Genomic DNA, 26,626 nt, shown 5'->3' on the forward strand with positions numbered 1-26,626 from the left:
CTACACCTCCAGTAAAACGTTGCCGAACAAAGGTATTTCTTCTTCGTTCAACATTACGTTGCCCGCTCCACCGTTCAGCTTCAGTTCACTGTAATCCGCGACTCCCTCAGTAGCTAGCAATAGTGCACCGATTACTGACTGGCTAATATAGGTTGCTGAAAAAGCCTTCTCCTTGCGATAACTCTCAAGAATCCCCTTGAATTCATCATTTACAGCTTGCAGCGCATAACCTGAAGCGAGGGTAACTTTTGCGCTTACACTAATACTTTTGCCTTTCGCCGACGCTACTGTTACAACTGCACCTACGGGTGCTTGCCCCTCACCCGCTCCAGAGACCGGATCAATGTAATGCTGAACCTTAGTCACCAGTAGCTCAGAAGCAGGAAGTTTCTCGGCATCCACAACAATCACCTTCACCGTCTTAGGACCGTTCCATAACGGAAAAACACGTGCACCTCCCACCCCCACAACCTGCATAGCCCACTCCATATAGTGATATTTATTGCCGCTAGTAGCTGGGCGTCTGGCTGAATCCAAATAACGCTGACGTAGCGATTCATCACTTTCGGCGTTCTCTCCAGGGATCAGAAGGGAAGCTATTTCTCCGCGCGCGAGGTCTGAAATATAATCCACCGGCAGCAAAGAGCCAAAATATCGGTTTCCTTCTTCTCCAGCTGTTTCACTCTCCAAGCGATACACTCCAGGAGATAGCTTCTCCACAGCCATATAATTCAGCATATCGAGTGAAAAGCGGCTTCCGAGAGGGACATCTACAAATCCTCCATCCGCTTTATAAAAAATCCCCTTCAGTTGCGCTTTGCTCGCTTCTCGCCTAACAATTCCTGACCAGGATATACTTCGCTCCAAGTACTCTCCGGTCGCCGTATCTGCAAAATACAGATTATTGTTCACATCCAGCTCAATGTACATTTGCGCCAGCTCTGCTGCTGCCGGAGCGAGCGCGTCATAAATAATGCTGCCCTCGCGTTTATCCAGACCTGACGGAACCCGGTCCAGCATCCGCTCTAAAAGAGCCTCATACGTCTGATCCTCATACATCCTCATTCCACTCCTTTCTCAGCTGAAAATTTCCGTAACGTGTGACCACCTTGCAGTCAAAAGTTAAGTTTTCTCCGGTAAAAGAAACCTCAATATTTTCTAAGCTAAGGATTCGTTCATCCTGAAGTAAGGCCTCACTAATGACACGTCTGATTTCAGCTCTGACTAACAGCCGATCCTTACCCAGAACCAGCTGCCACTCTGTTCCGTAATCCGAACTGTAAATCAGATGTTCAAATCTATCGGTTCGCAGAATTTTGGCTGCTGCCTGCTGCACTGCCTCAAGTCCATCCGCTTGGCCAGTGATCCTTTTTCTGTCCCAATCCATTCGGTAGGTTAGACTGGGGCTTTCCCCACGCTCAAGGTTGACCTCGCCTTCAAGAAGCGCAGTTATCGGTCCAGCTTTTCCAATCGCAGGAATCATATCGGACTCACCAGCCGATCCAGAACAATATAGCTTTGTCCACCCTGCATCCGAACCATCAGAACCCGATCACCAGAGGCAAGCCCTCGACGCACTACCACTTCTCTACCCTCTAGCTCGACTTTACATTCCATTACCGATTCAGGCAGCACTAGCGCATTCCCCGATAAAATAAAACGTTGATCCACCTGGATCTGCAAAGGAGCTGCCTCCGTTACTGTCCCATAAGAAAAAGCCACGGGATTTGTATTTCCCACGGCTCCTAAGCTTGCTTTTTTTATAATATCCAACATCATTTCTATACCACCTTTATATCGAGGGACATCGTATGCTCCCCACCGGAAATCTTATGACTACATTGATCCACCAGAAACACCTGAGTCTTGAATTCATCAAGCAGGACATAAATGAAATTACCAGCCCTTACGCGCATATCACCAATCGCCTGTACGGAGAGACTAAGCTTTTCACGGTTGTGCATTTTTAGCAGATTATTTGCCTTCTCCTGAATTTGTGCAGCATTCGCTTTGTCATCGGCCTTCTGATACAAGTGCAGGATACCCCAGCGTTTCACATTATCCTTATCGCTAACCGGAAAGAAATCACGCTTACCAGACTTCTCGTTATCCTTGTATAGAAAAATGGTGTTGTACGTATCATCATCAATACTTTTTTTGAGCGAATAGTCGTACAGATACTGCCCCGCTCCCAGCACCAGATTAAGCAGCATAGACTCCGGTTTACGAAGCGTCAGCTTACCAAAGTCATCGTAAAAAGCCATCAGCCGCCCCTTATACTGAAGCTCACTGCCGATCGCTCCCATAATGATGTCCAGCAGCTTTTTGTCATCTTCAATTAATGAGGGAATTCGGTATTCTGTATTCTCCAGCACACCTGTCTTCAGGCCGTAGTCCTTGGTTATTTTAGTAATAACATCGCTAGCCGTGACATCCTGCAAAACATAACTACCATTGCCTAGTAAATAACGAATCTGATCATAAGCAGTCAGCTTAATCTCCTGATCCGAGCCTGTATCAATGCTGAACACAAACCCGTAGAATACATCCACATTATCTTTGCTGAACTGAATAATATCACCGTTGCTGATGCTAAACTTGGGATGCTGATAGATACCACTGTCCACAAGTGTTAACTCTAGCGTTGATGGTTTGCCTGAACGAGCAGTTTTCCATGTAATATCGGAGACGATACCTGAAATATCCCATAAATGTCCTTCCTTATTCTTTACAAGTAGCTCCATAACAGCCTCCTACGGTAGCTTAATGACCTTACCGATTGGAAGCTTCCTCAGCTCACTATCTTTAATGCCATTAAGTTTCTGGATTTCTCCACACCTTTTGCCATCTCCAAGAATTTCTTTAGCGATTTTCCATAGATTGTCTTTAGATTTCATGATATACGTTTTAGGTTTGGGCTTTTCATTAGCCCGCTTCTGTTCTACCTTCACTTCATCTTTGACAACCTTAACTGCTACCGCTTGATAGAATACATACTTTTTGAGAGATAAAGAATATTCAATATCCCCTGATGTACCCGCACTGAGCTTCCAAGAGAAACCTTCAATACTCATAGCCATGTTCACACCGAAATCAATTTCTATGGATTTATCCTCACTAGTCGATGATTCCTTTAACCATTTCTGAGGGTTGTTTAGCTTCCCATCAGCTTTTTTCAAGTCATCAGCATAACTCACCCCAGAGAATACAAAACGAATAGGTCTGCGACTAGTCATCCACTTCTTAATCAGCTCCACATATTCAAAAGGTCTCTTCAACCCGTCCTCTTGCACCAATACGAACGGATATTTTTGTGCCGGAAAAATACTTTCAATTGTAATCTCCGTAAGCTTCGGATAAGCAATCGTATTGATTTCACCCAAATCTATAATGGTATAGCTTTTTCCATCCCCGCTCTCTTTGATCTCTAAGGTCTCCGGGTTGACTGGTAGCCGGAATGCTTCCGCCTGATTATTAAAACCAAGAAAAATCCCGTACTCTTCCACGTTACGTATACACCCCCTGCGCTGTAGAGACAAACTCTTCGTTCAGCTTTTGCCCGATCTTGTTGATAATCGTATCAATGTCTCCAGCATTGTTGATATTTCCAGTTGTTACCTGCACCGTCGGCGTCAGCTGCACAAAATTCTGGATCGCCTGAATCTCCGCCAGCTCCCTCAGCATTTTCAGATCATCGCTAGAGATGTCTACAGTGTCGTTGATGGAGTCGAGTTCTTTCACGCGGTTTACGGTGTTTAGATTGTTGCTCTGGTTGGCAAAGATTTCTGTTTGTGAGATTTTTGATTGCCCTTTTGCCTCTTCCGTTATCTTTTCTGCTTTCCTTCCCAAATCACTAAATTTCCCAGCGAAATCCTTCCCCTTTTGAGCGTAAGCATTAACTGTATCCGCATATTCTAAATAATCTTTCTTCTCAGAGTTTTTCACAGCCTTATCACTGGTTGGGGCAACCAATTGTCCCTTCAAATTTTTAATCATTCCGCTCACAGCATGGGGTTCTTCAGGATTTAAATAATCTATTTTTATATTAGCTAATCCTTCTAATCCTGGTATTTTGCTCAACAAATCCAGTAGTTTCTTAACACTTGGTAGCATTGCATTAATAGCTTGTGCTACTACCTTCATAAATCCACCTGCAAAGTTTTCAGCGCCAATTGCCATCTGATACATAAGATCCAAGAAGTTAACTGCTAAGTCGTAAATGAGCTTCTTAATCGCATAAACAGGATCTATAAACAAGTTCTGAAGAAAATCTTTAAAACTTATAAATATATTTTGCAAATATATTATAATATTCTGTATATGGACCCCTAACCACCCAAATGCCCCAGCTATAGCTCCAACGACATCCCCCGCTGAAACACCTAATAACTGAAAAATTAAAATAAGAGCTCCAATAACGGCTATTACTACTAGAATAGGCCAGTTGGCTACCATCCATGCTGCTGCAAGTAGATACACCTGAACAATTATTGCTGCTAAATAGACGGTAGCTATCGCTATTAGGAAAGGTTCAATCCAAGCCCAGTTCTCCTGCACTACTCCAACCAACCATAATATTCCATCAACTACCATGCTAATCACATTAGCAATGAAGAGAAATCCATTAGCCATGGCATCTATAATCGGCAACAATTGGCCTGAAGTTAGCGCCGTGTTCAAGGTATCCATCACTGGCCTCAAGGCTCCCATTGCTTTCTCACCGATTTTTCCAAGCGCAGCGTCTGTATTCTCATTCAGCTTATTCCAGTTGGCGATATCTTCTGGTTCTGCCGCAGCTTTTACAGCTTTCTCCCCCAAAGACTTAACCGCGTTAAATGGTTTCACCACATCTGCTGTCTTGAGAAATTTCATAATTTTCGAGTCAGGAGATGGTGGGGATGGTGGAACTGGTGGTTCCTTGCTCAGATTGATTTTGGGCTTGGGGGTTGGATCGGCCTTAACTTCAGGCTTTTTCTCTTCTTCTTTCTTTTTCTCTTTTGCTTTTAATCCCTTCCACCAATTTACCTTCTTCGCTTTTTCTTCTTCCTTTTTACCCAATAGAAGAGCTAGCTGTTGAGATTGCCCCGCTTGTTGGCTTTGCTCAATAACTATATCCCTGGAAACTACAACCTTAGGAGGGAGCCGTTTAAAGCCCTCAAGTAGTGTATCGTTGATGTCCTGTAAAGACTGGTTAACTTGATTAAGAGAACGGCTCATTTCATCACTTGACCGCTTAACAACTACTTGCATTCCCTTGAGTAGACGATTAACGATATCCAGATTACTGTTTACACGAACACATTGTTTATTAACACTCTTCCAAATTCCCAGGGATTTCATCGGTAGCATTATAGCTTTAGATGCTTCTATTTTCATTCATTCACCCCCTATCTCTTCCTCGCCTTACTCCGTGCCTGATCCCGCTTCTCCTTCTCCACCCGAACAGAAATCATCGCATAGATTGCGGCACGTTCGCGCGAAGACAGCTTCATCAGCTCATGCGGTAAAATATGCAGCTCGTGGAGGGCGTAGTAAGCCAAGTTGGCTTCGCTGTCGCCCTCGTTGATTAGTTTTTTACTTCATCCACCAGCTCGTTCATATCTGTACCGAAGCCATTCAAGGCCTGTACCCGTTCACCCAGTGCCGCAAATTCACCTGGAAGCAGCATTTTACGCAGCAGCGTTTCGGCACCAAGAACACCATAAGAACGTTGTAGCTCAGCATTTTTCAGATCTGGATGCACCACACTTGAGGTCATAAGCTTAGCCATATAATCATTCGGTTCAATCTCGGAGGTATACACTCCGTTCTTACCTTTGACCTTACGAGTAGCTGCTTTACGGCATTCCTGATTCTCATCCTCGTTCATACTGCGTAGCTTCCAGGCAACTGCGTTTCCTTCCTTATCCTTAAACCGCTGCGATACTACAAACTCCTCGGTCGTGTCACATGCTACATTTTGCGCAAAAAACAAACTTAATTCACTCATTGTCTTCCTCCTAAAATGATTTAGTTTCTTCTAGTACTACTAACTAGACAGAGAAGAGACCCGCCGCTCACCTGCACGCCCGGGCCTTACTTGCTCCTATCTAGTTGTCTTTATTATTTTCCGGAGCCGGCGGGAGCGCCAAATGCTTGCACAATCTGCACGTCTTCAAAGGTAAAGCTCACTTCTTCTTCCAGCGCATCTGATTCTGTATCAAGAGAAGCCATGATGACACTATCAAGGTTCACGCCTTTTAAAATAATGCGTTGTGCTCCCACACTGGACGATGGGTCTTCATTCGTAACCTCAATATCGAAATATTGATCGACACCTGTATTCATATAATCGAGCATCATCTGGCGGAAACGGCTAGTCATATAAAAAATCGTCATCGAACCGCTGCCCGACCATCCAGTCGCTTTATGCTGAACACCACGGCGGCCTAGAGTCTTCACCTCTGCCTTTGTTTTTTCTACCGTAGCTTCAAGCGTCTTCACATAGAACATCTCTTCAGCTTGCGTACCAATCACGGCATACGCACGGCCCTCCTGGCCGGAAATCGTATCACTAGCTTTTAAAAATGCCATCTTAAACCACCTTCACTTTCATATATACTTTTTCTACGGAATCTACCGGTTTCACAGCCACATCCAGCACGATACTATCACTATCCGCACCAGCCACAACGACAACATCTGTCTGCGCGTTAAAGCCCTCAATCGCACCCATATCCTGCAGATCATTCATATAAGTCGCACATTGTGACCAGAACAGAGCCCGTCCATCTTCATTATTCGCTACCTTACCAATGTAGTAGTTCTCAAAAATACGCTTCAGATCATTCGCAATCCCATCCAGCACGCGTAGCACACGATTTTTGGAGAACGCTTTGCCTTTATCCGGAGAAAATGCCGTAAACGTGTTAATATCTTGCTCCACCACAGCTCGCCCTCCACTGTAAGTAAAGAGCAATTCACCTCGCAGCAAAGCTGCAGTCGTCTCAGAATGGCTAAGCCGCACATCAGCGTCAACGGAGTCGTCATATCCCTGATAAGTCAGTGATTGATTCACCTCAGCAGCAGCCGTAGCACCGGCCACCCAAGCAACAGCATTGTTGTTATCAATCCTAGTTCCGTCACTCAGTACTACCCCATTCTTCACGCTGATCACACCCTCATGACCCGCAGTAGCATAATCCGATAGTACAGCCTGCACTTTCTTACCTTCCGTATCCCGCAGTCTTCTCACCCAAGAGCTATACAGCGCCTTAAGCGTACTATCCTGTGATACTAGTCCAACCGTTTGGAACTCAAGCACCTCAAGAGCAGACAAGAAATCGCTATGCGCACCATTTGTCACCGTACCATTAGCTCCGCCAATAAGCGGCATCCCTGCGGTTAGCTTCAAGCCTTCTGCACCATTTTTCTGGAATTGTACATAATCGTTAGCGACCAACTCTTCAGCCGTTCCAACCGTTTGTTTATTCAGTTCAGTTCCATTCAGCAGTGTCTTTACATCAAAAAGAGCATTATTCTCAATATTCTTTTCAATAACAACAGAAAGATCGTTTCCGCGTACACCGCCGTATTTAGCCGTAACCTGTAGACCATTGTTAGTGACCGCCGCTTTAACCCCTTCATTCAATCGATAGAGCAGTAATGTTCCCGCATGTTTCAGCGCTTCGCGTACTGGCAGCAATGTTAGATGTTCCAAACCATAACCTAGCAGCTTATTCACGTCGTCCTGCGGGGTAATCTTCATGATCACTCCGAGTTCTCCCCAAGATAAGGCAAGTGCCAAAGCAGTAATTCCGCGTTCTCCCATTTTGCCGATGGCACCTTGATTCGATGCTACATTTACGTACACCCCGGGGCGTACCTTATTTTGAGTTGTCCATGTTCCGCCTGCCATTAGTTCAAAACCTCCTTATTAATAAACAATCCCATAGATTGCTTCGCTTCTTCGATCGTATAACTTTTGTCATCCTGCAAAATAACGTTCAGCACATCCTTTTCCTTAACCGTAAAAAGCGATGAATTCACAATCTGCTCTTTACCAAAACGTTCTCCATTACTCACCTTTGTGCTCATTTCAGTCTTTCTCCTCCTATCATATGTCCCATCTTAATGAGGTCAGGCTTCTCACTTTGCAAATACACCATATAGTCCGTCGTAAAAAGCGGTCCATGTCCCACAGCCCCAGCTTCCCAGGCCTGCCTAACTACACGAAAAGAACCACCTTCTTGCTCCATCCCTGCCATTGCCTCGCTTAGCTTATCAGCCATTCTCTCGGCTTCTAGTAAACTTCCTTGTTCATAACGGATACCGAAGCGATAGACCGCCAAATACCTGCCTTCCCGCTGCCGATCCAGTGTCGCTGAGATCAGTCCGGGATAAAAATATGCCGTCTGAGGTTTCTCCCCCTCCACATATACAGGCACATCTGGAAAGTACCTCTCCAGCGCACTCGTAATGTGTTCTCGTAATTGTTGTACCGACATCACTCCATTCCTTTCTGATCTGCGGCGGATCGCCGATCTTTGATGGTGTTAACCTTCAATTGCATTAACATTAAGAAGACACCCCCTCTACTAAAATTAAGAACAAAAAGGATACTATCCGATGTTGGATAATACCCTTCTACACTAGGCCAATGCCAAAAGAATCTTTCACCGCTAGATTTGTTCTCATCACCACTAGGGTTGAACTATTAGCAGAGCATTCATGCTCTTGCGGTGTTCTTTTTGCTTCATTTGCCATGTTATAAATATACACCCCTATTTGCCTTGCAGAGACGGTATACCGACGAGGTTTAAGCTAGCTTTGGGATGGTATAGAGCGGTTTTTCGGAGGAACATAAAATCATAAAAAAAGACCGCATCATCCGCTCGGACGACACAGTCTTTAGTAACCGTCTATATCTCTTAAGTAATACTAATCTTCTCTTTCTTCACTCTAGGTGCTGTTATTAAAGTGTTAAGGGACAGTAGACCGAGATCCGTTAAAGCCAAAGCCATCTTATAAAAAGCCTTCGAACGTATCTTCACGTAAGTGTCCTTACTCACCGGTGGATCAAACACATGATTGTAAATCGTATAATCGTACGTTTCGTCTCTTTTCATATAACGCTCTCTTACTAATTGCTGTTCCCTCGTATCCAGTCTTTCTACCACAGAGTCTATCGCCGAGCAAAAAGCCCTCCTAGCAGCCGGTATATCCACATTATAAGAAGCTATCGCAGCAGTCTGATCAGTAACAGTATTCGTAGGACCATGAAATCTTTCTGTATACGAATAAGTAGTACTGGCTTCCTTAGCCTCAAATGTAACGGTCTTAAAAATGCGATATTTCTCCAACATGCTCTCTATAGCGACCTGGGTTCGGCGACGGTCTAGCTCCGGTAAAGCAGATATGTTCATCATTTTATGCACTCCTTTAGGTTTTAACAGAATGAGATTAAATTGCGGAAGTTTCCTAAGCAATGTGCTAAAATATAAAAGTGTTCGTATTCTGTTCGTATTTTTCTATAATATACCACTTCTCTACCAATCTCGTAAAACCCCGTTTGAGTCTGTTTTGGGCGAAAAAGGATAGCTTTCCCTCCATTATCTTGCCTTTTGGCAATAATATACGCTTTGTTGTTTACCAATTGGCAAAAATGGCTTATATTAATTACATAAGCTTCAGTCTATAAGGAGTGGTTGAGATGAAACAGGATTTTGGGGATTATATGAAGCAACTTCGCGAAACTAAGGGACTCACTATTAATCAATTGGCAGCAGCAGCAGGTATTAGCGGATCACAGATTTCACGGATTGAAAATGGTCTAAGAGGAGTTCCTAAGCCAACTACATTACGCAAAATAGCAGAGGCTACAGGAGTCCCGTACGAGGAGCTAATGGATCAAGCGGGGTATTTGCAGGAACAGACTCTTCCAACCGAAGAGATTGTCCCAGAGTGGGCTACAAGCAAGGATAAACGTGACTTCCGTAAAATGCTGGAGGATGATGGAGAGCTGATGTTTGATGGGATTCCACTAGACAAGGATGACAAACAGAGGATAAAAGATGTACTGACCGGCTTATTCTGGGAAGCCAAACAGATGAACAAGAGAAAGAAATCCAACAACACTTAATAACTACACTAACATGCTGCAGGTGAAGAATATGGATGAACTGATCAATAATCTGATTAAAAAATATAAAACCAACTGTCCGTTCGAGCTGGCCTCAGCGCTAGGTATTCATATTCGCTTCATGAACCTTGGGACAGGCACAAAGGGATTATATTACCGAAAACTAAGAAGAAGATTTATCGTCATTCATAATGAGTTGCCAATTGAGTGGCAGCGCTTCGTTTGTGCGCATGAATTAGGACATGATCGTCTTCATAAGGGGATTAACCGCTTTTTCCTAGAAGAAAGCTCTTACTTCTCTCCTGGCAAGCTTGAGCGTCAAGCTAACGTCTTTGCTGTAAAGCTACTATCCATAGGCAGTAATCCTGAGCAAGAAGAATCCTGTAAAAGTTATTATCTACGGATTGGCATTCCGCCAGAAGTACAGTTTCTTTTGGAAGAATGATAGAACATATGATATATGAATTTATGCGTGTTTTAATTCTATACATAACAAAAAAAGCTCTTACCGAAGTAAGAGCTTTCTAAGAGCAATTAAGCTGAGTATCGGGATGACACGATTTGAACATGCGACCCCCTGGTCCCAAACCAGGTGCTCTACCAAGCTGAGCTACATCCCGTTACTATAAAATTATGGAGCGGGTGATGGGAATCGAACCCACGCTATCAGCTTGGAAGGCTGAAGTTCTACCATTGAACTACACCCGCAAAGGTGAAAATCGGGATGACACGATTTGAACATGCGACCCCCTGGTCCCAAACCAGGTGCTCTACCAAGCTGAGCTACATCCCGTTAAAATACTATAATTGCTTAATAAAAAAAATGGCGCGCCCTGAGAGATTCGAACTCCCGGCCTTTTGATTCGTAGTCAAACGCTCTATCCAGCTGAGCTAAGGGCGCAAAAATTATGGAGCGGACGACGGGAATCGAACCCGCGACCCTCGCCTTGGCAAGGCGATGCTCTACCGCTGAGCCACGTCCGCAATAAGTGGTGCGCGTGAAGGGACTTGAACCCCCACGTCGTGAAACGCCAGATCCTAAGTCTGGTGCGTCTGCCATTCCGCCACACGCGCATGTAATAATAAAAGTGAGCCATGAAGGACTCGAACCTTCGACACCCTGATTAAAAGTCAGGTGCTCTACCAACTGAGCTAATGGCTCGCACTTGGCTGGGGATATAGGATTCGAACCTATGAGTGACGGAGTCAAAGTCCGTTGCCTTACCACTTGGCTAATCCCCATTGATGGTACCTCTATGTTGCCCATAATCTCTCAGGAAGATTATGGTGGAGGCTGAGGGGATCGAACCCCCGACCCTCTGCTTGTAAGGCAGATGCTCTCCCAGCTGAGCTAAGCCTCCATATCTATGGGACCCTCTAAGGGTAAGTACAAGTAAAAGTTGGTGACCCGTATGGGATTCGAACCCATGTTACCTCCGTGAAAGGGAGGTGTCTTAACCCCTTGACCAACGGGCCTTGCAAATCTGTGGAGCTCTCAACCGGATTCGAACCGGTGACCTCTTCCTTACCATGGAAGCACTCTACCTGCTGAGCTATGAGAGCATGGCTCCCCGAACAGGACTCGAACCTGTGACAACTCGATTAACAGTCGAGTGCTCTACCAACTGAGCTATCAGGGAATATCCGCTTGGCAACGTCCTACTCTCCCAGGACCCTTCGGTCCAAGTACCATCGGCGCTGGAGGGCTTAACGGTCGTGTTCGGGATGGGTACGCGTGGAACCCCTCCGCTATCGCCACCAAACGGGCATTTACAGCGTAAATGCTCAGGCTTGATGCCTGAAAACTGAATCCGAATTGAATTTGCGTTTTAAGTATAGGATAAGCCCTCGACCGATTAGTATTGGTCAGCTCCATGCATTACTGCACTTCCACCTCCAACCTATCTACCTCGTCGTCTTCAAGGGGTCTTACTAATTGGGAAATCTCATCTTGAGGGGCTTCACGCTTAGATGCTTTCAGCGCTTATCCCGTCCGTACGTAGCTACCCAGCCATGCTTCTGGCGAAACAACTGGTGCACCAGCGGTACGTCCATCCCGGTCCTCTCGTACTAAGGACAGCTCCTCTCAAATTTCCTGCGCCCACGACAGATAGGGACCGAACTGTCTCACGACGTTCTGAACCCAGCTCGCGTACCGCTTTAATGGGCGAACAGCCCAACCCTTGGGACCTACTTCAGCCCCAGGATGCGATGAGCCGACATCGAGGTGCCAAACCTCCCCGTCGATGTGGACTCTTGGGGGAGATAAGCCTGTTATCCCCAGGGTAGCTTTTATCCGTTGAGCGATGGCCCTTCCATGCGGTACCACCGGATCACTAAGTCCGACTTTCGTCCCTGCTCGACTTGTAGGTCTCGCAGTCAAGCTCCCTTATGCCTTTGCACTCTTCGAATGATTTCCAACCATTCTGAGGGAACCTTGGAACGCCTCCGTTACTCTTTAGGAGGCGACCGCCCCAGTCAAACTGCCCGCCTGACACGGTCCCCGTACCCGGTAAGGGTACTAGGTTAGAACCTAGATACGATCAGGGTGGTATCCCAACGGCGCCTCCACCGAAGCTTGCGCTCCGATTTCTACGGCTCCCACCTATCCTGTACAGATCGTACCCAAATTCAATATCAAGCTGCAGTAAAGCTCCATGGGGTCTTTCCGTCTTGTCGCGGGTAACCTGCATCTTCACAGGTATTAAAATTTCACCGGATCTCTCGTTGAGACAGCGCCCAAGTCGTTACGCCATTCGTGCGGGTCAGAATTTACCTGACAAGGAATTTCGCTACCTTAGGACCGTTATAGTTACGGCCGCCGTTTACTGGGGCTTCGGTTCATAGCTTCGGGTTACCCCTAACCACTCCCCTTAACCTTCCAGCACCGGGCAGGCGTCAGCCCGTATACTTCGCCTTGCGGCTTCGCACAGACCTGTGTTTTTGCTAAACAGTCGCTTGGGCCTTTTCACTGCGGCCCCTCGTGCTATTCACACTACCGGGGCACCCCTTCTCCCGAAGTTACGGGGTCATTTTGCCGAGTTCCTTAACGAGAGTTCTTCCGCGCGCCTTAGAATTCTCTTCTCGCCTACCTGTGTCGGTTTGCGGTACGGGCACCTTTTCCTGGCTAGAGGCTTTTCTTGGCAGTGTGAGATCATGACCTTCGCTACTGTAATTTTCGCTCCCCATCACAGCCCAGCCTTAACGATGTGCGGATTTGCCTACACATCAGCCTCACTGCTTAGACGGACATATCCATCAGTCCGCGTCACTACCCTCCTGCGTCACCCCATCGCTCATAGCGGATTACGGTGGTACAGTAATTTCAAACTGTTGTCCTTCGACTACGCCTTTCGGCCTCGCCTTAGGTCCCGACTTACCCTGAGCGGACGAGCCTTCCTCAGGAAACCTTGGGCTTTCGGCGGATCAGATTCTCACTGATCTTTTCGTTACTCATACCGGCATTCTCACTTGTATGCTGTCCAGCGCTCCTTACGGTACACCTTCAACCCACATACAACGCTCCCCTACCCCAGATACATACGTATCTAGCCATAGCTTCGGTGGTGTGTTTAGCCCCGTTACATTTTCGGCGCAGAGTCACTCGACCAGTGAGCTATTACGCACTCTTTCAATGGTGGCTGCTTCTAAGCCAACATCCTGGTTGTCTGTGCAACTCCACATCCTTTCCCACTTAACACACACTTGGGGACCTTAGCTGATGGTCTGGGCTGTTTCCCTTTTGACAATGGATCTTAGCACTCACTGTCTGACTCCCGGCAATAAGTATATGGCATTCGGAGTTTGACTGAGCTTGGTAATCCTTGCGGACCCCGCACCCAATCAGTGCTCTACCTCCACTACTCTTATACCGAGGCTAGCCCTAAAGCTATTTCGGGGAGAACCAGCTATCTCCGAGTTCGATTGGAATTTCTCCGCTACCCCCACCTCATCCCCGCATTTTTCAACATGCGTGGGTTCGGGCCTCCAGTGCGTGTTACCGCACCTTCACCCTGGACAGGGGTAGATCACACGGTTTCGGGTCTACGTCCACATACTGAGTCGCCCTATTCAGACTCGCTTTCGCTGCGGCTCCGTCTTCTCGACTTAACCTTGCATGTTAAACGTAACTCGCCGGTTCATTCTACAAAAGGCACGCCATCACCCATTAATAGGGCTCTGACTTTTTGTAAGCACACGGTTTCAGGTTCTATTTCACTCCCCTTCCGGGGTGCTTTTCACCTTTCCCTCACGGTACTGTTTCACTATCGGTCGCCAGGTAGTATTTAGCCTTAGCAGATGGTCCTGCTGGATTCATACGGGGTTTCACGTGCCCCGCACTACTCGGGATCCGTCTCGGAGAGAACACAGTTTAGGCTACAGGGCTTTTACCTCTATCGCGGGCCTTTCCAGACCTCTTCACCTACCATATTCCTTTGTAACTCCATGTGAGACGTCCCACAACCCCTAAGAGCAAGCTCTTAGGTTTAGGCTGTTCCGCGTTCGCTCGCCGCTACTGACGGAATCACTATTGTTTTCTCTTCCTCAGGGTACTTAGATGTTTCAGTTCCCCTGGTCTGCCTCTACATCTCCTATGTGTTCAGAGATGAGTAACTGCGAATTACCACAGCTGGGTTTCCCCATTCGGACACCCCCGGATCAAAGCTTGCTTACAGCTCCCCGAGGCAGTTTCGTTGTTCGCCACGTCCTTCGTCGGCTCCTGGCGCCTAGGCATCCTCCGTGTGCTCTTATTAGCTTAACCTCGATTTTTCCTAAGAAAAATCTCACTAATAACATTTACTTGTTTGCACAAGTTGCTAAAAGATGTTCTAAAACGCAAATTCGTTTCGGTATCCAGTTTTCAAGGATCAATGTTTAAAGAAGGTATTGAATTAAAAATTATGGTGGAGCCAAGCGGGATCGAACCGCTGACCTCCTGCTTGCAAGGCAGGCGCTCTCCCAGCTGAGCTATGGCCCCATAAAAGATATAAAGTTATATGGTGGGCCTTGGTGGACTCGAACCACCGACCTCACCCTTATCAGAGGTGCGCTCTAACCAACTGAGCTAAAAGCCCATATAACATATATAACATTGTGAATCAACCAAAGAATGGTTGTCCGCTTGGCGGCGTCCTACTCTCCCAGGACCCTTCGGTCCAAGTACCATCGGCGCTGGAGGGCTTAACGGTCGTGTTCGGGATGGGTACGTGTGGAACCCCTCCGCTATCGCCACCAAACGTATATGAAAGAGACTTACTCTTTCAAAACTGAACACGAGTGAGTGTTCGAACCCGAAGGTTCTATTGTGGAAGTTTAACTTCCGATTTGAATGTCTTCATTGCAGAAGACGATTCTCCATAGAAAGGAGGTGATCCAGCCGCACCTTCCGATACGGCTACCTTGTTACGACTTCACCCCAATCATCTACCCCACCTTCGGCGGCTGGCTCCCTTGCGGGTTACCCCACCGACTTCGGGTGTTGTAAACTCTCGTGGTGTGACGGGCGGTGTGTACAAGACCCGGGAACGTATTCACCGCGGCATGCTGATCCGCGATTACTAGCAATTCCGACTTCATGCAGGCGAGTTGCAGCCTGCAATCCGAACTGAGACCGGCTTTGATGGGATTGGCTTCACCTCGCGGCTTCGCTTCCCGTTGTACCGGCCATTGTAGTACGTGTGTAGCCCAGGTCATAAGGGGCATGATGATTTGACGTCATCCCCACCTTCCTCCGGTTTGTCACCGGCAGTCACTCTAGAGTGCCCAACATTACTTGCTGGCAACTAAAGTTAAGGGTTGCGCTCGTTGCGGGACTTAACCCAACATCTCACGACACGAGCTGACGACAACCATGCACCACCTGTCTCCTCTGTCCCGAAGGCCGCCACTATCTCTAGTGGATTCAGAGGGATGTCAAGACCTGGTAAGGTTCTTCGCGTTGCTTCGAATTAAACCACATACTCCACTGCTTGTGCGGGTCCCCGTCAATTCCTTTGAGTTTCAGTCTTGCGACCGTACTCCCCAGGCGGAGTGCTTACTGTGTTAACTTCGGCACCAAGGGTATCGAAACCCCTAACACCTAGCACTCATCGTTTACGGCGTGGACTACCAGGGTATCTAATCCTGTTTGCTCCCCACGCTTTCGCGCCTCAGCGTCAGTTACAGCCCAGAAAGTCGCCTTCGCCACTGGTGTTCCTCCACATATCTACGCATTTCACCGCTACACGTGGAATTCCACTTTCCTCTTCTGTACTCAAGTCACCCAGTTTCCAGTGCGACCTCAGGTTGAGCCCAAGGTTTAAACACCAGACTTAAATGACCGCCTGCGCGCGCTTTACGCCCAATAATTCCGGACAACGCTTGCCCCCTACGTATTACCGCGGCTGCTGGCACGTAGTTAGCCGGGGCTTTCTTCTCAGGTACCGTCACTCCGATAGCAGTTACTCTACCGGACGTTCTTCCCTGGCAACAGAGCTTTACGATCCGAAAACCTTCATCACTCACGCGGCGTTGCTCCGTCAGACTTTCGTCCATTGCGGAAGATTCCCTACTGCTGCCTCCCGTAGGAGTCTGGGCCGTGTCTCAGTCCCAGTGTGGCCGTTCACCCTCTCAGGTCGGCTACGCATCGTCGCCTTGGTGGGCCGTTACCCCACCAACTAGCTAATGCGCCGCAGGCCCATCCCTCAGTGACAGATTGCTCCGTCTTTCATTCTTTCTTCAGGAGAAAAAAGAAATTATCCGGTATTAGCTACCGTTTCCGGTAGTTATCCCAGTCTAAGGGGCAGGTTGCCTACGTGTTACTCACCCGTCCGCCGCTAAGTTACTTTGAAAGCAAGCTTTCAAAGTAACTCCGCTCGACTTGCATGTATTAGGCACGCCGCCAGCGTTCGTCCTGAGCCAGGATCAAACTCTCCAATTAGTATTGAAAAGAGCGATATGCTCATTTTGAAACATCTGACGAGAAAATTAATTCTCTAATTTTGGATTTCACTTTCGTGATTTCCTACTCACTCGTTGTTCAGTTTTCAAAGATCAATGTCTCTCATTTCGTCGTCGTTGTTTGTCAGCGGCGACCTTTATAATATATCACAGTGTTTCGTTGTTTGGCAAGTCTTTTTTTTGAAAAAGTTTTTTTCAACTTTTCTTGCCTTCCGCTTCCCTTTTACACAAGCAAAAGGAGCGCGAGATATAATTTATCACGAGCACTCCTTTTTAGTCAAGCTATTTTATTAAAAAATCTTAAATTCATATAAGACTCTTGCATTTACTGCTTATCCTTAGTGTTTATACTGAGAAGAACGTCCACCCCATGCATACTTGGAAAGCTCTTTCTGAGGAGCAAAACGAGCATACATACGAAATACAGTCTTATATCTATTGGCGATGGCATGCCTGATATTTTGGTCCAAGCGCTGATCGCTCAAATCTAACAGCATCTCATCAAGTTCTTTCCGCAAAACATAATCCAGTTCCTTGCATTCTTTTTCGTTGAACAACATTCCCAACATATGCTTGGCCTCCTTCATGAAGTTGCAAGTAACACATTCACTAAAACCAAAAACCCCTTGTACATAATTAGTTAGTCCATCTCATGGAGAAAGCTGCCTTAAGATCCTCTTACACTAGATTAACCGGAGTACTCTTTTTATAACCATAATTATTAAAAATTCCCTTTATGGTTTCGTCACGATTATATACTTCTGACCTTTAGGCAATCCTTGGATGAATAGCTTTACTGTTATGCTCCATTCTCGGAAGTTTTATGATAAAAGAGAAAAAGTTATTGTGCTTTCAATGATGGCTGCAACAAATAACAGGATTATTGTCCAAATAGATGCCGTAAGTGTTTGACGCATGAACGAAGACCACTCAACACCTCTGTTCACTTTTTTAGTGGATGAGCTAAACAGGCTTGCAACTACTTTCCCGCCGAACTGAAGTCCAAATGCACAAGCAATAATGATTGCTGGAATCTCTATAATCCCATGTGGCAGCAGTCCTTTTACTATTAGTTCGAATAAATCCTGTCCTTGCAGTGCTGATAAATGAATCAGATAGCCGATAACCGCTCCGTTAATAAATAAGAATATGGTTGGCAGTATACCGAACAACCCTCCTAAAAATATGATAAGAACACCCTTGATGCTGTTATTCAAAAATATAAATACAAAGAAGCTCCATTGCGGATTAGAAGAATCTCTAAGGTTGCCACTGATTTCACTGAGCCCCTCTAATTGCTGAACCAATAGCTTTTCCAGACTGCTAGTAGCTACCCACCCTATAACCGCTCCTACTGCGAACAGCAGACAGGATAGCAATAAAGCCTTCCGGATCGTTTTTAGATCTTTAATAAACGTGAAGAACGACAACATAAATACCCTCCTGAAATTGTGATCTCTGTTTCTTAGGTCATAACCTTGCGGTACGAGCATACATTTAGAACAAACAAGCATTTCGCATGGGAGAGGAGCGCTGTCATTATGAATTCTTTTTATGTATTCAGCGGCAAAAAGATTAAACGATTCATCTATATCTTCGCCGCTGTGCTTCTTGCTGCTGGAGTTGTCTATGTCGAGAGGGGAAACATAACCGTTTTTTCTGAATCCGGACCTTCCGCGATCTACAGTGTACCAACAGAGAAGAAGCTGATTGCCCTGACCTTCGATATTAGCTGGGGGGAGAAAAGACCCGAACCAATTTTGAAGGTACTTGAAGACAAGAAAGTGGACAAAGCCACCTTCTTCCTATCGTCTCCATGGAGTAAGACTCACCCAGACATTGTAACTAACATCAAGAATGCAGGTTTTGAAATTGGAAGTCATGGTCATAAACACGTCAATTACAGCACACTTAGCAACGAAGAAATTCGTACACAGATCTCAACGGCTCACACCGTACTTACCGAATTAACCGGCACTGAACCTAATTTGATTCGTATGCCTAATGGTGATTTTGACAAAAGAGTCCTTCAGGTTGCCAGCGATCTCGGCTACAAGGTCATTCAATGGGATACAGACTCCCTGGACTGGAAGAACATCGGCGTAGACAATATCGTGAAGCGTGTAACGACAAAAGCGCATCCAGGTGATATCGTCCTTCTACATGCCAGTGATTCCTGTAAACAAACACATGAAGCACTTCCACTCATTATCGACGAGCTCCGCAGACAAGGTTATGAATTCGTTACCGTCTCTGAGCTGATTAGTCAAAGCAACACCGAAGGTAAAGAAGTACGCGACTCAGCTTCACTGAGTAATGCCATTGAGGACGCAGCTGGGCTGTAAAAACATATTCAATCTCTGGTGCCGTAATGGATGTTGATCTGTCCAAAGGATTAATGACGTGGAGAAATGAGTTCCGATATGTCAGGTGTGGGGGTATTCAGCTTCGGATAGCTCAGATCCAGACTCTCCAGTGTCTTTACAACGATGGATAAGGTCAAATAGTTGCGGTACCATTGATGATTGGCGGGTATCCAGTACCAGGGTGCTTTATCTATGCTAGATTCCTTGAAGACATCTTCATATGCTTCTTGGTAATCATCCCAATACTCCCGCTCCTGGAGATCACTTGCATCGAATTTCCAATGTTTTTTGGGATCTTCAAGCCGTTCCTTAATCTTCTTCAGCTGCTTCTCTTTAGAAATATGCAGAAAAAGCTTGATAATTGTCGTCCCCTCTTCCACCAGCATTTCCTCGAACTGCCGTATGTAACGAAAGCGACGCTTCAAGTCATCCTTTTTTAACCCTCCGTGTACCCGTGGTACCAATACATCTTCATAATGCGAGCGGTTAAATGCAGAGATATATCCCTTAGGGGGTGTCTTCTGATGAACCCTCCATAGAAAATCATGAGCCTCTTCCTCTAGAGATGGTTTCTTGAAGCTGGTCACTATAAATCCTTGTGGATTAATGCCTGAAAAAATATGCTTAACCGTGCCATCCTTACCGCTGGAATCCATTCCTTGCAGAATAACAAGCAGCGAATGCTTTTTCTGAGCAAACAAAATATCTTGGAGCTCTGCCAAACGTGCTTTAAGCTCTTCTGTTTTGGCTTCTACTTCTTTTTTGGATTTAAAAACACCTGTGTCGTCCGGATCCAGCTTGTTAAGCCGGATTTCTTTTGTGTCTTTTATCATATAGCGCTTGATGTCCATATATTCCCCTCCTGAAAGTTTTGTAAAGCATATGCATCATCGGGACGCTTCGTACAAAACTTACTTCGAAAGCATACGCTTAGTTTTGTGAGCGTTACTACACTTGTGTTACTTCGTACAAAACTCACTTCGGAAGCATCTACTAAGTTTTGTAAAGCATATACATCATCGGGATGCTTCGTACAAAACTTACTTCGAAAGCATACGCTTAGTTCTGTGAGCGTATCGTTCTTTAAGATTAACCTCTACAATCAGATTTTAATCGTTAAGATACAGTTAGAGCAAAAAACCCCGTCTTCTGAGATCAGAGCACGGGGTTCTTTGTTTAGTGCCTTCCCCATTCATTATCCGGCTGCCGGCTTCAGAATACGGTGTAGCATCAAAATTTGGAATGCATTACAAGCGATAAGCGGAACAACAATAAATACCGTCGCACTATCAACACCTATACGGAGCACGCCAATAACTTCCACAATTGAAATAGCTGTCATAAAAAAGAGGGTTGGAATCAAAGCTGAGATGTTTGTACTTTTTACTTTGAAATAAGACACAATAATAGCTGCTAGCAAAATAACGATTCCTAATATTAGATCAGACATAACATTTCTTTCCCCACCAACGACGGTACGCAAAAAAATCAGTTCAAGCAATGCGAGCACAGAAAGCACTAGTTGTATGTATTTCCAAACCTTTTGTGGAAAAACGCCGTTGCCCATATAATTCAAAATCAAATAGGCAAAAAAACCAAGTTGCGAATAAACGCTTACAAGCATACCGTAGCCAAGCAGAATCAGCGGGTATAAAAAGAAATCCCCGACACTTTTGAAATCAATTTTACCATTTACGAATTGTAGTGCCAGACCAGCGATTACAGCCCCACCCGCTCCTATAAGGAGGGTAGTCCAAAATAAATGAAACCATTTTTTTATACTCAGCCAATTCACCTCCTCTTGTCAGATTTATTTTACCAAGGATACCGACAAAACACCATTACACCCACAACATAAATGTGATCTAATTCGGCATAATACATCTAGAGAATCCTATAAAGGAGGGCAGCGCCAATGAAATGGAGATTTATCGGATCTGTGGGTTTGGCATTGAGCTTTGTTATGGCCTTAACGGCTTGCGGAAGTGAGCAGAGCAGTTCTTCTTCCGGACAAGGCAGTTATAAAGAAACGAAGACCATGGTTTTAGATATATTGAAAAGCGATGAGGGTAAAAAAGCGGTTGAGGAATCATTATCAAGCTCCAGCTCTAGCGGTACCAGTGGAATGAGCATGAAGATGATGCCACTTCAAACAACAGAGGAGATCAAGCTCGCTGTTAAAAATACTCTCACTGCACCGGAATATCAGAAGGAAATCGAGAAGATAATGACTGATCCCAAATTCGCAGGCGATTTTGCTAAAGCCATTCAATCACAAAGCAAGGAACTACACCTACAGCTAATTAAGGATCCCACTTATCAGAAATCAGTCGAAGAAATTATGAAGTCTCCAGAAATGATGACAATGTTTTTAAATCTCACTAAAACACCTGATTACCGTAAACAATCCATGAAGACCATGCAGGAATCCATGCAAACTCCATTATTTCGTATGGAAGTATTGAATTTACTTAAAAAAGTCGTACAAGAAGAACTTGAACCAAAAGAGAAAAAAGAAAAGGGTAGCGAAGGTGGCGACAAACAGGAAAGCAGTGGCGGCGGCAGCGGCGATGATTCAAGTTCTTAAAAAAAAAGGCCTTATCCCACTAATACGTGTGGGAAGGCCTCTTTTTTATGCACAAGAGTTAGTGCTCATATTTGGCAATAAGTTTATCAGCAATTTCTGCAAATAATTGTCCTGATGGTGTCTCTTCTTTGTATACAGAAGGTGAGAAATCCGGTTCGGAAATATGGTTGTCCGGTGCACCTAGCGGTATTTGTGCAAGCAGCTCCGTATGAAGCGTCTCGGCAAGCCTCGCTCCTCCGCCTCTGCCAAAGATATAATCTTTCTTACCACAGTCAGTGCACTCATAATAAGCCATATTCTCAATGACTCCAATAATCTCATGATCTGTCTGTAGAGCCATAGAGCCCGCTCTAGCCGCCACAAACGCTGCGGTAGCGTGAGGTGTCGTAACTATAATCTCTTTGCTGTGAGGTAGCATCTGATGCACGTCAAGTGCCACATCACCAGTACCTGGGGGAAGATCAAGCAGCATATAATCAAGTTCACCCCAACCAACATCATTGAAGAACTGGCGAAGCATTTTACCCAGCATAGGTCCCCGCCAAATAACTGGACTATTCTCACGAATAAAGAAGCCCATAGACATGACCTTCACTCCAAAACGTTCCACAGGAATAATCGTTCCCTCTTCTACAACTGGTCCCTCTTCGATCCCCATCATATCGGGAATACTGAAACCATAAATATCAGCATCGATAAGACCAACTTTTTTCCCTTTTCTTGCAAGGGCTACGGCCAAATTCACCGTTACGGTTGACTTACCAACTCCACCTTTGCCGCTGGCCACGGCGATAAAGTTCACGCCAGAGCTCTCGCTAATTAATTCATGGTCATCAAGGCCTGCTGCATGTCCTTTAAGTTTCCCAGGTTCATCGAAATCCTCTACGCTCTCTCCGCGAAGTATAGCACGTTCATAATCGGTTGCATCACGAAGCCGGATATGTACATTAGAAACCCCACCCGCTTCAAGCAATTCACGAACCTGTTGTTCTAGATCCATGCGACTTTGCTCTTCAGGATTCAAACATACGATAGATAAAGAAATACGGTCTTCTTTAATCATAATGTCACGAATCAGCTGTAGTTCCACAAGGCTTTTTCCAGTTTCAGAGTCTGTTAATGGCTGCAGTATTTCCTGAATTTGTTCCTTAGTCAGCATGGAAAGCACCTCTGTTTCCTTTCCGGTTGAGATTTCTCCGGAGTTTTTGTCTATTATAGCATTACCAGTCTCCCGATGAGTAGTCCTGACTACTCGGAGGCGTACCGAAGAATTCCCCGATAAATGCTAGTCGCTACCTTCCGCTGATAGACATCATTTCCGAGTAGAGCTGATTCCTGGGGGTGTGACAAGAAGCCGACTTCAACAAGCACGGCTGGTATTTTCAATGCTTTTAACAGATATACAGTATTCACTGTCTTTGCCACACGATCCGTATTCTCCAGCGTAGTCTTCAGCTCACTCTGCACAAACTCCGCTATAGCTTTATTATCCTTGTGATTGGGGTAGTAAAAGGTCTGTGCTCCACTCCAACGATTGGAAGGGACACTGTTCATGTGAACGCTTATAAAAAGGTCTGCGCCTTTTTCTTCGATACTTCTTACTCTTTGTTTAAGATCTTCTGTCTTACGCTTAGAATAGCCCTTAGTACCTTCCTGAGCCAAATCATAATCACCTTCACGAGTCATTACTACAATAGCCCCTGCCTGCTGCAGATAATCACGCAAATAAAGCGATACCGCGAGATTAATATCTTTCTCAATTAGCCCTTCCCGGCTAACCGCTCCTCCATCAGCTCCACCATGCCCCGCATCGAGAGCAATAACTTTTCCTGACAAGGGCAGACTCCAATAATTTAGTGTTTTAGCGGTAGGCATGTCATACGCGATAATTCCGATCATTATAGCTAGCAGTATCACGCCAAGCATACTTTTTTTGATACTGCTCCATGAAATCCAGACCGAGACTTTACTCTGCTTTCGGCCAGACATAACAAAGACCCCCTCGTCCCGATAGATAATACTCATCTATATGGGACAAGAAGGTCAAATAGTACTAGCTGTTAATGATTAAGCTGTGACTTCTTGAGTCATACCTTCAATCAGAATCTGCGCAACCTCAGGCCGTGTAAATTCTGGCGGAGGACATTGGCCATCACGGAGCAAAGCACGTACCTTCGTACCCGACAATGTCATGTGATCATCACTAGGATGAGGGCAAGTTTTACTGGATGCCATATTCCCGCATTTTTTACAGAAGAAGCTATGTTCAAAAAATAATGGAGTAATATCAAGTTCTTCAGCACTAAAATTCGAGAAAATTTCCTGTGCTTCATAAGTGCCATAATAATCACCTACCCCAGCATGGTCACGACCGACGATGAAATGGGTACAGCCGTAATTTTTGCGAACCATTGCATGGAAAATTGCTTCTCTAGGGCCTGCATAACGCATTGCCGCCGGAAAAACACCAAGGAAGGTACGATCCTCAGGATAATAGTTCTCCAAAAGCGCCAGATAGCTCTTCATCCGTACATTTGCCGGTACATCATCTGACTTCGTCTCACCAACAAGTGGATTTAGGAATAGAGCGTCTACAACCTCCATAGCGCACTTTTGAATGTACTCGTGAGCTCGGTGGACCGGATTGCGTGTTTGGAAGCCTACAACCGTTCTCCAGCCCTTTTCAGCAAATATCTTCCGCGTATCCGCAGGATCAAAATAAAATTCACCGAACTTCTCTGGCTGTGGGCGGTTCAAGACTGTAATCGGCCCTCCAACATAAGTTGCAGGACGAGCCAACAGCTTACTCACACCAGGATGTTCAGGATCTGTTGTCTTGAAGACATTTTGTGCTTCAATCGTTTGATCTACAGTATAAATACTCTCAATATCCAATAAACCGTAAATCTCGCCATCGTCTTCACCGATTAAAGAAACTTTATCCCCAATTGATAAACTGGCAGCCACATCATCTTCTACAGCCAGTGTTATTGGAATGCTCCACACTGTTCCATCTGCTAAACGCATGCTTTTTACTACTGAATGATAGTCTTGCTCATTTAAAAAGCCAGTTAATGGCGAAAATGCACCTACAGCTATAAGATCCAAATCAGATAAAGTCCAGGTATTCAAGGCAATCGCCTTGCTGTCACGTGCGAGATTTAGCAATTCTTCTCTTTCAGTACCCTCTACTACACGGTTAACCAAAGCTCCGCCATGCGGACGTATTGAAGTCATCTTAGTCTCTCCTTCTATGTTCCCACAGGAATATGTCTTACTTGTGCAATCCGCACTCTGTCTTCTCTGATCCAGACCAACGGCCAGCACGCGGATCTTCACCTGGCATAACCTGACGTGTACATTGCTCACAGCCAATACTTGGATAGTTACGGTCATGTAGAGGGTTATAGATTACGTCATTTTCACGAATATAGTTCCATACATCTTCTGACGTCCAATCCGCAATAGGATTAAACTTCACTAAACCAAATTTATAATCATACTCTACCTTTTTAGCATTTGCACGGGTAGGCGCTTGATCGCGACGAATTCCAGTAATCCATGCCTCATATTGAGATAATATACGAGTCAATGGTTCAACTTTACGAATACCACAGCATTGATTTGGGTCAACCGTCCATAGCGCATCACCGTATTGAAGTGCTTGCTCCTGCGTGGTGAGTTGCGGAGACACTCGTACAAACTCTAATCCGTATTTGTCTGCCATCAAATCTCTGGTTTCGTAGGTTTCCTTAAAATGATAATCTGTATCGAGATAAAAGACATCAGTAGATGGACTAACTTTGTGAAGCATATCAACAAGCACTACATCTTCGGCACCAAAGCTGCAGGCAAAAGTAATGTTAGGAAATGTTTCTACAGCCCAGCGGATAATATCCTCGGGTGAAGCACTCTCTAATTCTTCGGCCTTTATTCTGATCAAATCTTCTTTCTCGAGCAGGTTCATTAAGGTATTCCTCCATCCAAAATATTAATCGTATGAATAAATGAGGTAAAAGAAGTAATAAAACCAACTATTTCTATATGAAATAGTATATAACTTTTACTGAGGAAGTCAATGAGTTTCAACCCTCAGAATTAGTAAGTGAATGCAAAAAAAGCCCATTTCTTGTTCGAAAGGGGTCCCTAAAAAAAATAAAACCCTCGACCGTAAAGGCCAAGGGTTGAATTCTTGATAAATATTAACGTTTCGAGAACTGAGGCGCACGACGTGCAGCCTTCAAGCCGTATTTCTTACGTTCCTTCATACGTGGGTCACGAGTCAGGAAGCCCGCTTTCTTAAGCGCACCGCGATATTCAGGGTCAACTTTAAGCAATGCACGGGAGATACCGTGACGAATTGCTCCAGCTTGACCGGAAATGCCGCCACCATGTGCAAGAACGATTACATCGTAATTGCCTAGTGTTTCAGTCAGGTTCAAAGGTTGTTTTACGATCATTTTCAGTGTTTCCACACCGAAATATTCGTCCATCTCACGTTTGTTAATGACAATGCGTCCTTCACCCGGTACAAGGCGAACACGTGCTACCGAATGTTTACGACGACCTGTCCCATAGTATTGTACTTGTGCCATGAAACTGTCCTCCTCTATT

The 26,626-nt window shown here is 45.4% G+C and carries 26 protein-coding genes, 14 tRNA genes and 4 rRNA genes; 4 read left to right on the plus strand and 40 right to left on the minus strand.

All coding sequences use genetic code 11. From position 1 onward, the window contains the following. The 13 genes from MKY99_RS27160 to MKY99_RS27220 form a co-directional block, all read right to left on the minus strand. Window positions 1-1,059, minus strand: coding sequence for a baseplate J/gp47 family protein (locus tag MKY99_RS27160; protein WP_339267390.1), 1,059 nt, complete (start codon window positions 1,057-1,059; stop codon window positions 1-3). Then, window positions 1,052-1,483, minus strand: coding sequence for a DUF2634 domain-containing protein (locus MKY99_RS27165; RefSeq protein ID WP_339267392.1), 432 nt, complete (start codon window positions 1,481-1,483; stop codon window positions 1,052-1,054). The genes MKY99_RS27160 and MKY99_RS27165 overlap by 8 nt, the downstream gene beginning before the upstream one ends. Further along, window positions 1,480-1,776, minus strand: a complete 297-nt coding sequence (locus tag MKY99_RS27170; RefSeq protein ID WP_076301021.1) for a DUF2577 domain-containing protein — start codon at window positions 1,774-1,776, stop codon at window positions 1,480-1,482. Before MKY99_RS27170 ends, MKY99_RS27165 begins: the two co-directional genes overlap by 4 nt. A 5-nt stretch (window positions 1,777-1,781) precedes the next feature. Then, the gene (locus tag MKY99_RS27175) at window positions 1,782-2,744 is read right to left on the minus strand and encodes a hypothetical protein (RefSeq protein ID WP_339243621.1); all 963 of its coding nucleotides are present in this window, start codon (window positions 2,742-2,744) and stop codon (window positions 1,782-1,784) included. Between the two features lie 9 nt (window positions 2,745-2,753). Next, the gene (locus MKY99_RS27180) at window positions 2,754-3,506 is read right to left on the minus strand and encodes a LysM peptidoglycan-binding domain-containing protein (protein ID WP_076300990.1); all 753 of its coding nucleotides are present in this window, start codon (window positions 3,504-3,506) and stop codon (window positions 2,754-2,756) included. A gap of 1 nt (window position 3,507) precedes the next feature. Further along, on the minus strand, window positions 3,508-5,376 hold the full coding sequence (locus MKY99_RS27185; protein WP_339267395.1) for a hypothetical protein: 1,869 nt from the start codon (window positions 5,374-5,376) through the stop codon (window positions 3,508-3,510). Between the two features lie 11 nt (window positions 5,377-5,387). After that, a complete protein-coding gene (locus tag MKY99_RS27190; protein ID WP_179085817.1) occupies window positions 5,388-5,540 on the minus strand; it encodes a hypothetical protein in 153 nt (50 codons plus the stop codon). A gap of 26 nt (window positions 5,541-5,566) precedes the next feature. Beyond that, complete coding sequence (locus MKY99_RS27195) at window positions 5,567-5,989, minus strand: phage portal protein (protein ID WP_042131197.1); 423 nt, start codon at window positions 5,987-5,989, stop codon at window positions 5,567-5,569. A 113-nt stretch (window positions 5,990-6,102) separates the two neighbouring features. Next, a complete protein-coding gene (locus MKY99_RS27200; RefSeq protein WP_076285579.1) occupies window positions 6,103-6,573 on the minus strand; it encodes a phage tail tube protein in 471 nt (156 codons plus the stop codon). Window position 6,574: 1 nt separating this feature from the next. Next, a complete protein-coding gene (locus MKY99_RS27205; RefSeq protein ID WP_339267397.1) occupies window positions 6,575-7,897 on the minus strand; it encodes a phage tail sheath family protein in 1,323 nt (440 codons plus the stop codon). Next, complete coding sequence (locus MKY99_RS27210) at window positions 7,897-8,076, minus strand: hypothetical protein (RefSeq protein WP_339267399.1); 180 nt, start codon at window positions 8,074-8,076, stop codon at window positions 7,897-7,899. Before MKY99_RS27210 ends, MKY99_RS27205 begins: the two co-directional genes overlap by 1 nt. Continuing rightward, window positions 8,073-8,486 (minus strand): DUF6838 family protein, encoded by a 414-nt coding sequence (locus tag MKY99_RS27215; RefSeq protein ID WP_339267401.1) that lies wholly within the window; start codon window positions 8,484-8,486, stop codon window positions 8,073-8,075. Before MKY99_RS27215 ends, MKY99_RS27210 begins: the two co-directional genes overlap by 4 nt. Before the next feature lie 423 nt (window positions 8,487-8,909). Next, on the minus strand, window positions 8,910-9,407 hold the full coding sequence (locus MKY99_RS27220) for an ArpU family phage packaging/lysis transcriptional regulator (RefSeq protein ID WP_339267403.1): 498 nt from the start codon (window positions 9,405-9,407) through the stop codon (window positions 8,910-8,912). Window positions 9,408-9,691: 284 nt separating this feature from the next. Here MKY99_RS27220 and MKY99_RS27225 point away from each other — a divergent pair, with 284 nt between their 5' ends. After that, window positions 9,692-10,120 (plus strand): helix-turn-helix domain-containing protein, encoded by a 429-nt coding sequence (locus MKY99_RS27225; RefSeq protein WP_339267405.1) that lies wholly within the window; start codon window positions 9,692-9,694, stop codon window positions 10,118-10,120. A 31-nt stretch (window positions 10,121-10,151) separates the two neighbouring features. After that, window positions 10,152-10,565, plus strand: coding sequence for an ImmA/IrrE family metallo-endopeptidase (locus MKY99_RS27230; RefSeq protein ID WP_339271807.1), 414 nt, complete (start codon window positions 10,152-10,154; stop codon window positions 10,563-10,565). A 101-nt stretch (window positions 10,566-10,666) separates the two neighbouring features. On the opposite strand, the gene MKY99_RS27235 is transcribed toward MKY99_RS27230, so the two are convergent. The 20 genes from MKY99_RS27235 to MKY99_RS27330 form a co-directional block, all read right to left on the minus strand. Continuing rightward, a tRNA-Pro gene (locus MKY99_RS27235) sits at window positions 10,667-10,740 on the minus strand. Window positions 10,741-10,754: 14 nt separating this feature from the next. Further along, window positions 10,755-10,828, minus strand: a tRNA-Gly gene (locus MKY99_RS27240). An 11-nt stretch (window positions 10,829-10,839) separates the two neighbouring features. Next, window positions 10,840-10,913, minus strand: a tRNA-Pro gene (locus tag MKY99_RS27245). Window positions 10,914-10,944: 31 nt separating this feature from the next. Further along, window positions 10,945-11,021: transfer RNA gene (locus tag MKY99_RS27250), tRNA-Arg, on the minus strand. Window positions 11,022-11,029: 8 nt separating this feature from the next. Next, window positions 11,030-11,104: transfer RNA gene (locus MKY99_RS27255), tRNA-Gly, on the minus strand. 6 nt (window positions 11,105-11,110) lie between these two features. Continuing rightward, a tRNA-Leu gene (locus MKY99_RS27260) sits at window positions 11,111-11,194 on the minus strand. Window positions 11,195-11,209: 15 nt separating this feature from the next. Beyond that, window positions 11,210-11,282: transfer RNA gene (locus MKY99_RS27265), tRNA-Lys, on the minus strand. A gap of 5 nt (window positions 11,283-11,287) precedes the next feature. After that, window positions 11,288-11,362: transfer RNA gene (locus MKY99_RS27270), tRNA-Gln, on the minus strand. Window positions 11,363-11,405: 43 nt separating this feature from the next. After that, window positions 11,406-11,481: transfer RNA gene (locus MKY99_RS27275), tRNA-Val, on the minus strand. 40 nt (window positions 11,482-11,521) lie between these two features. Continuing rightward, window positions 11,522-11,596 (minus strand) — tRNA-Glu (locus MKY99_RS27280). 11 nt (window positions 11,597-11,607) lie between these two features. Continuing rightward, window positions 11,608-11,683, minus strand: a tRNA-Thr gene (locus tag MKY99_RS27285). 1 nt (window position 11,684) lies between these two features. Next, window positions 11,685-11,760, minus strand: a tRNA-Asn gene (locus MKY99_RS27290). A 6-nt stretch (window positions 11,761-11,766) separates the two neighbouring features. Then, window positions 11,767-11,883, minus strand: a 5S ribosomal RNA gene (gene rrf / locus MKY99_RS27295). A 73-nt stretch (window positions 11,884-11,956) separates the two neighbouring features. Continuing rightward, a 23S ribosomal RNA gene (locus MKY99_RS27300) occupies window positions 11,957-14,882 on the minus strand. A gap of 140 nt (window positions 14,883-15,022) precedes the next feature. Next, window positions 15,023-15,098 (minus strand) — tRNA-Ala (locus MKY99_RS27305). A gap of 20 nt (window positions 15,099-15,118) precedes the next feature. Further along, window positions 15,119-15,195, minus strand: a tRNA-Ile gene (locus MKY99_RS27310). 45 nt (window positions 15,196-15,240) lie between these two features. After that, window positions 15,241-15,357 (minus strand): 5S ribosomal RNA (gene rrf / locus MKY99_RS27315). 124 nt (window positions 15,358-15,481) lie between these two features. Further along, window positions 15,482-17,039: ribosomal RNA gene (locus tag MKY99_RS27320) — 16S ribosomal RNA — on the minus strand. The 16S, 23S and 5S rRNA genes sit together here with 14 tRNA genes alongside, the layout of an rRNA operon. A 358-nt stretch (window positions 17,040-17,397) precedes the next feature. Next, window positions 17,398-17,628, minus strand: a complete 231-nt coding sequence (locus MKY99_RS27325) for a hypothetical protein (RefSeq protein ID WP_036680631.1) — start codon at window positions 17,626-17,628, stop codon at window positions 17,398-17,400. Window positions 17,629-17,880: 252 nt separating this feature from the next. Continuing rightward, window positions 17,881-18,492, minus strand: a complete 612-nt coding sequence (locus MKY99_RS27330) for a stage II sporulation protein M (RefSeq protein ID WP_339267407.1) — start codon at window positions 18,490-18,492, stop codon at window positions 17,881-17,883. Between the two features lie 108 nt (window positions 18,493-18,600). On the opposite strand from MKY99_RS27330, the gene pdaB reads away from it, so the two are divergent. Next, the gene (pdaB, locus tag MKY99_RS27335) at window positions 18,601-19,404 is read left to right on the plus strand and encodes a polysaccharide deacetylase family sporulation protein PdaB (RefSeq protein ID WP_042192142.1); all 804 of its coding nucleotides are present in this window, start codon (window positions 18,601-18,603) and stop codon (window positions 19,402-19,404) included. A gap of 50 nt (window positions 19,405-19,454) precedes the next feature. On the opposite strand, the gene MKY99_RS27340 is transcribed toward pdaB, so the two are convergent. Further along, window positions 19,455-20,276, minus strand: a complete 822-nt coding sequence (locus MKY99_RS27340) for a PPK2 family polyphosphate kinase (protein WP_042192144.1) — start codon at window positions 20,274-20,276, stop codon at window positions 19,455-19,457. A 344-nt stretch (window positions 20,277-20,620) separates the two neighbouring features. Then, window positions 20,621-21,211 (minus strand): KinB-signaling pathway activation protein, encoded by a 591-nt coding sequence (locus MKY99_RS27345; RefSeq protein WP_042132517.1) that lies wholly within the window; start codon window positions 21,209-21,211, stop codon window positions 20,621-20,623. A 129-nt stretch (window positions 21,212-21,340) separates the two neighbouring features. Here MKY99_RS27345 and gerD point away from each other — a divergent pair, with 129 nt between their 5' ends. Next, the gene (gerD, locus tag MKY99_RS27350) at window positions 21,341-22,012 is read left to right on the plus strand and encodes a spore germination lipoprotein GerD (RefSeq protein ID WP_042192146.1); all 672 of its coding nucleotides are present in this window, start codon (window positions 21,341-21,343) and stop codon (window positions 22,010-22,012) included. 58 nt (window positions 22,013-22,070) lie between these two features. On the opposite strand, the gene MKY99_RS27355 is transcribed toward gerD, so the two are convergent. The 5 genes from MKY99_RS27355 to rpsI form a co-directional block, all read right to left on the minus strand. Beyond that, window positions 22,071-23,171: an Mrp/NBP35 family ATP-binding protein gene (locus MKY99_RS27355; protein WP_339267410.1), complete on the minus strand. Its 1,101-nt coding sequence runs from the start codon at window positions 23,169-23,171 to the stop codon at window positions 22,071-22,073. A gap of 89 nt (window positions 23,172-23,260) precedes the next feature. Beyond that, window positions 23,261-24,001: an N-acetylmuramoyl-L-alanine amidase CwlD gene (cwlD, locus tag MKY99_RS27360; protein ID WP_076286844.1), complete on the minus strand. Its 741-nt coding sequence runs from the start codon at window positions 23,999-24,001 to the stop codon at window positions 23,261-23,263. Between the two features lie 78 nt (window positions 24,002-24,079). Next, window positions 24,080-25,249 carry a sulfate adenylyltransferase gene (gene sat / locus MKY99_RS27365; protein WP_339267412.1) on the minus strand — a complete coding sequence of 390 codons (1,170 nt, stop codon included), beginning with the start codon at window positions 25,247-25,249 and terminating at the stop codon, window positions 24,080-24,082. 37 nt (window positions 25,250-25,286) lie between these two features. Further along, complete coding sequence (locus MKY99_RS27370) at window positions 25,287-25,979, minus strand: phosphoadenylyl-sulfate reductase (protein ID WP_042192155.1); 693 nt, start codon at window positions 25,977-25,979, stop codon at window positions 25,287-25,289. Between the two features lie 235 nt (window positions 25,980-26,214). After that, a complete protein-coding gene (rpsI, locus tag MKY99_RS27375) occupies window positions 26,215-26,607 on the minus strand; it encodes a 30S ribosomal protein S9 (protein ID WP_025706574.1) in 393 nt (130 codons plus the stop codon). Between the last annotated feature and the right edge of the window lie 19 nt (window positions 26,608-26,626).

This window comes from Paenibacillus sp. FSL R5-0470, assembly GCF_037975205.1.
Classification (GTDB): domain Bacteria; phylum Bacillota; class Bacilli; order Paenibacillales; family Paenibacillaceae; genus Paenibacillus_AQ.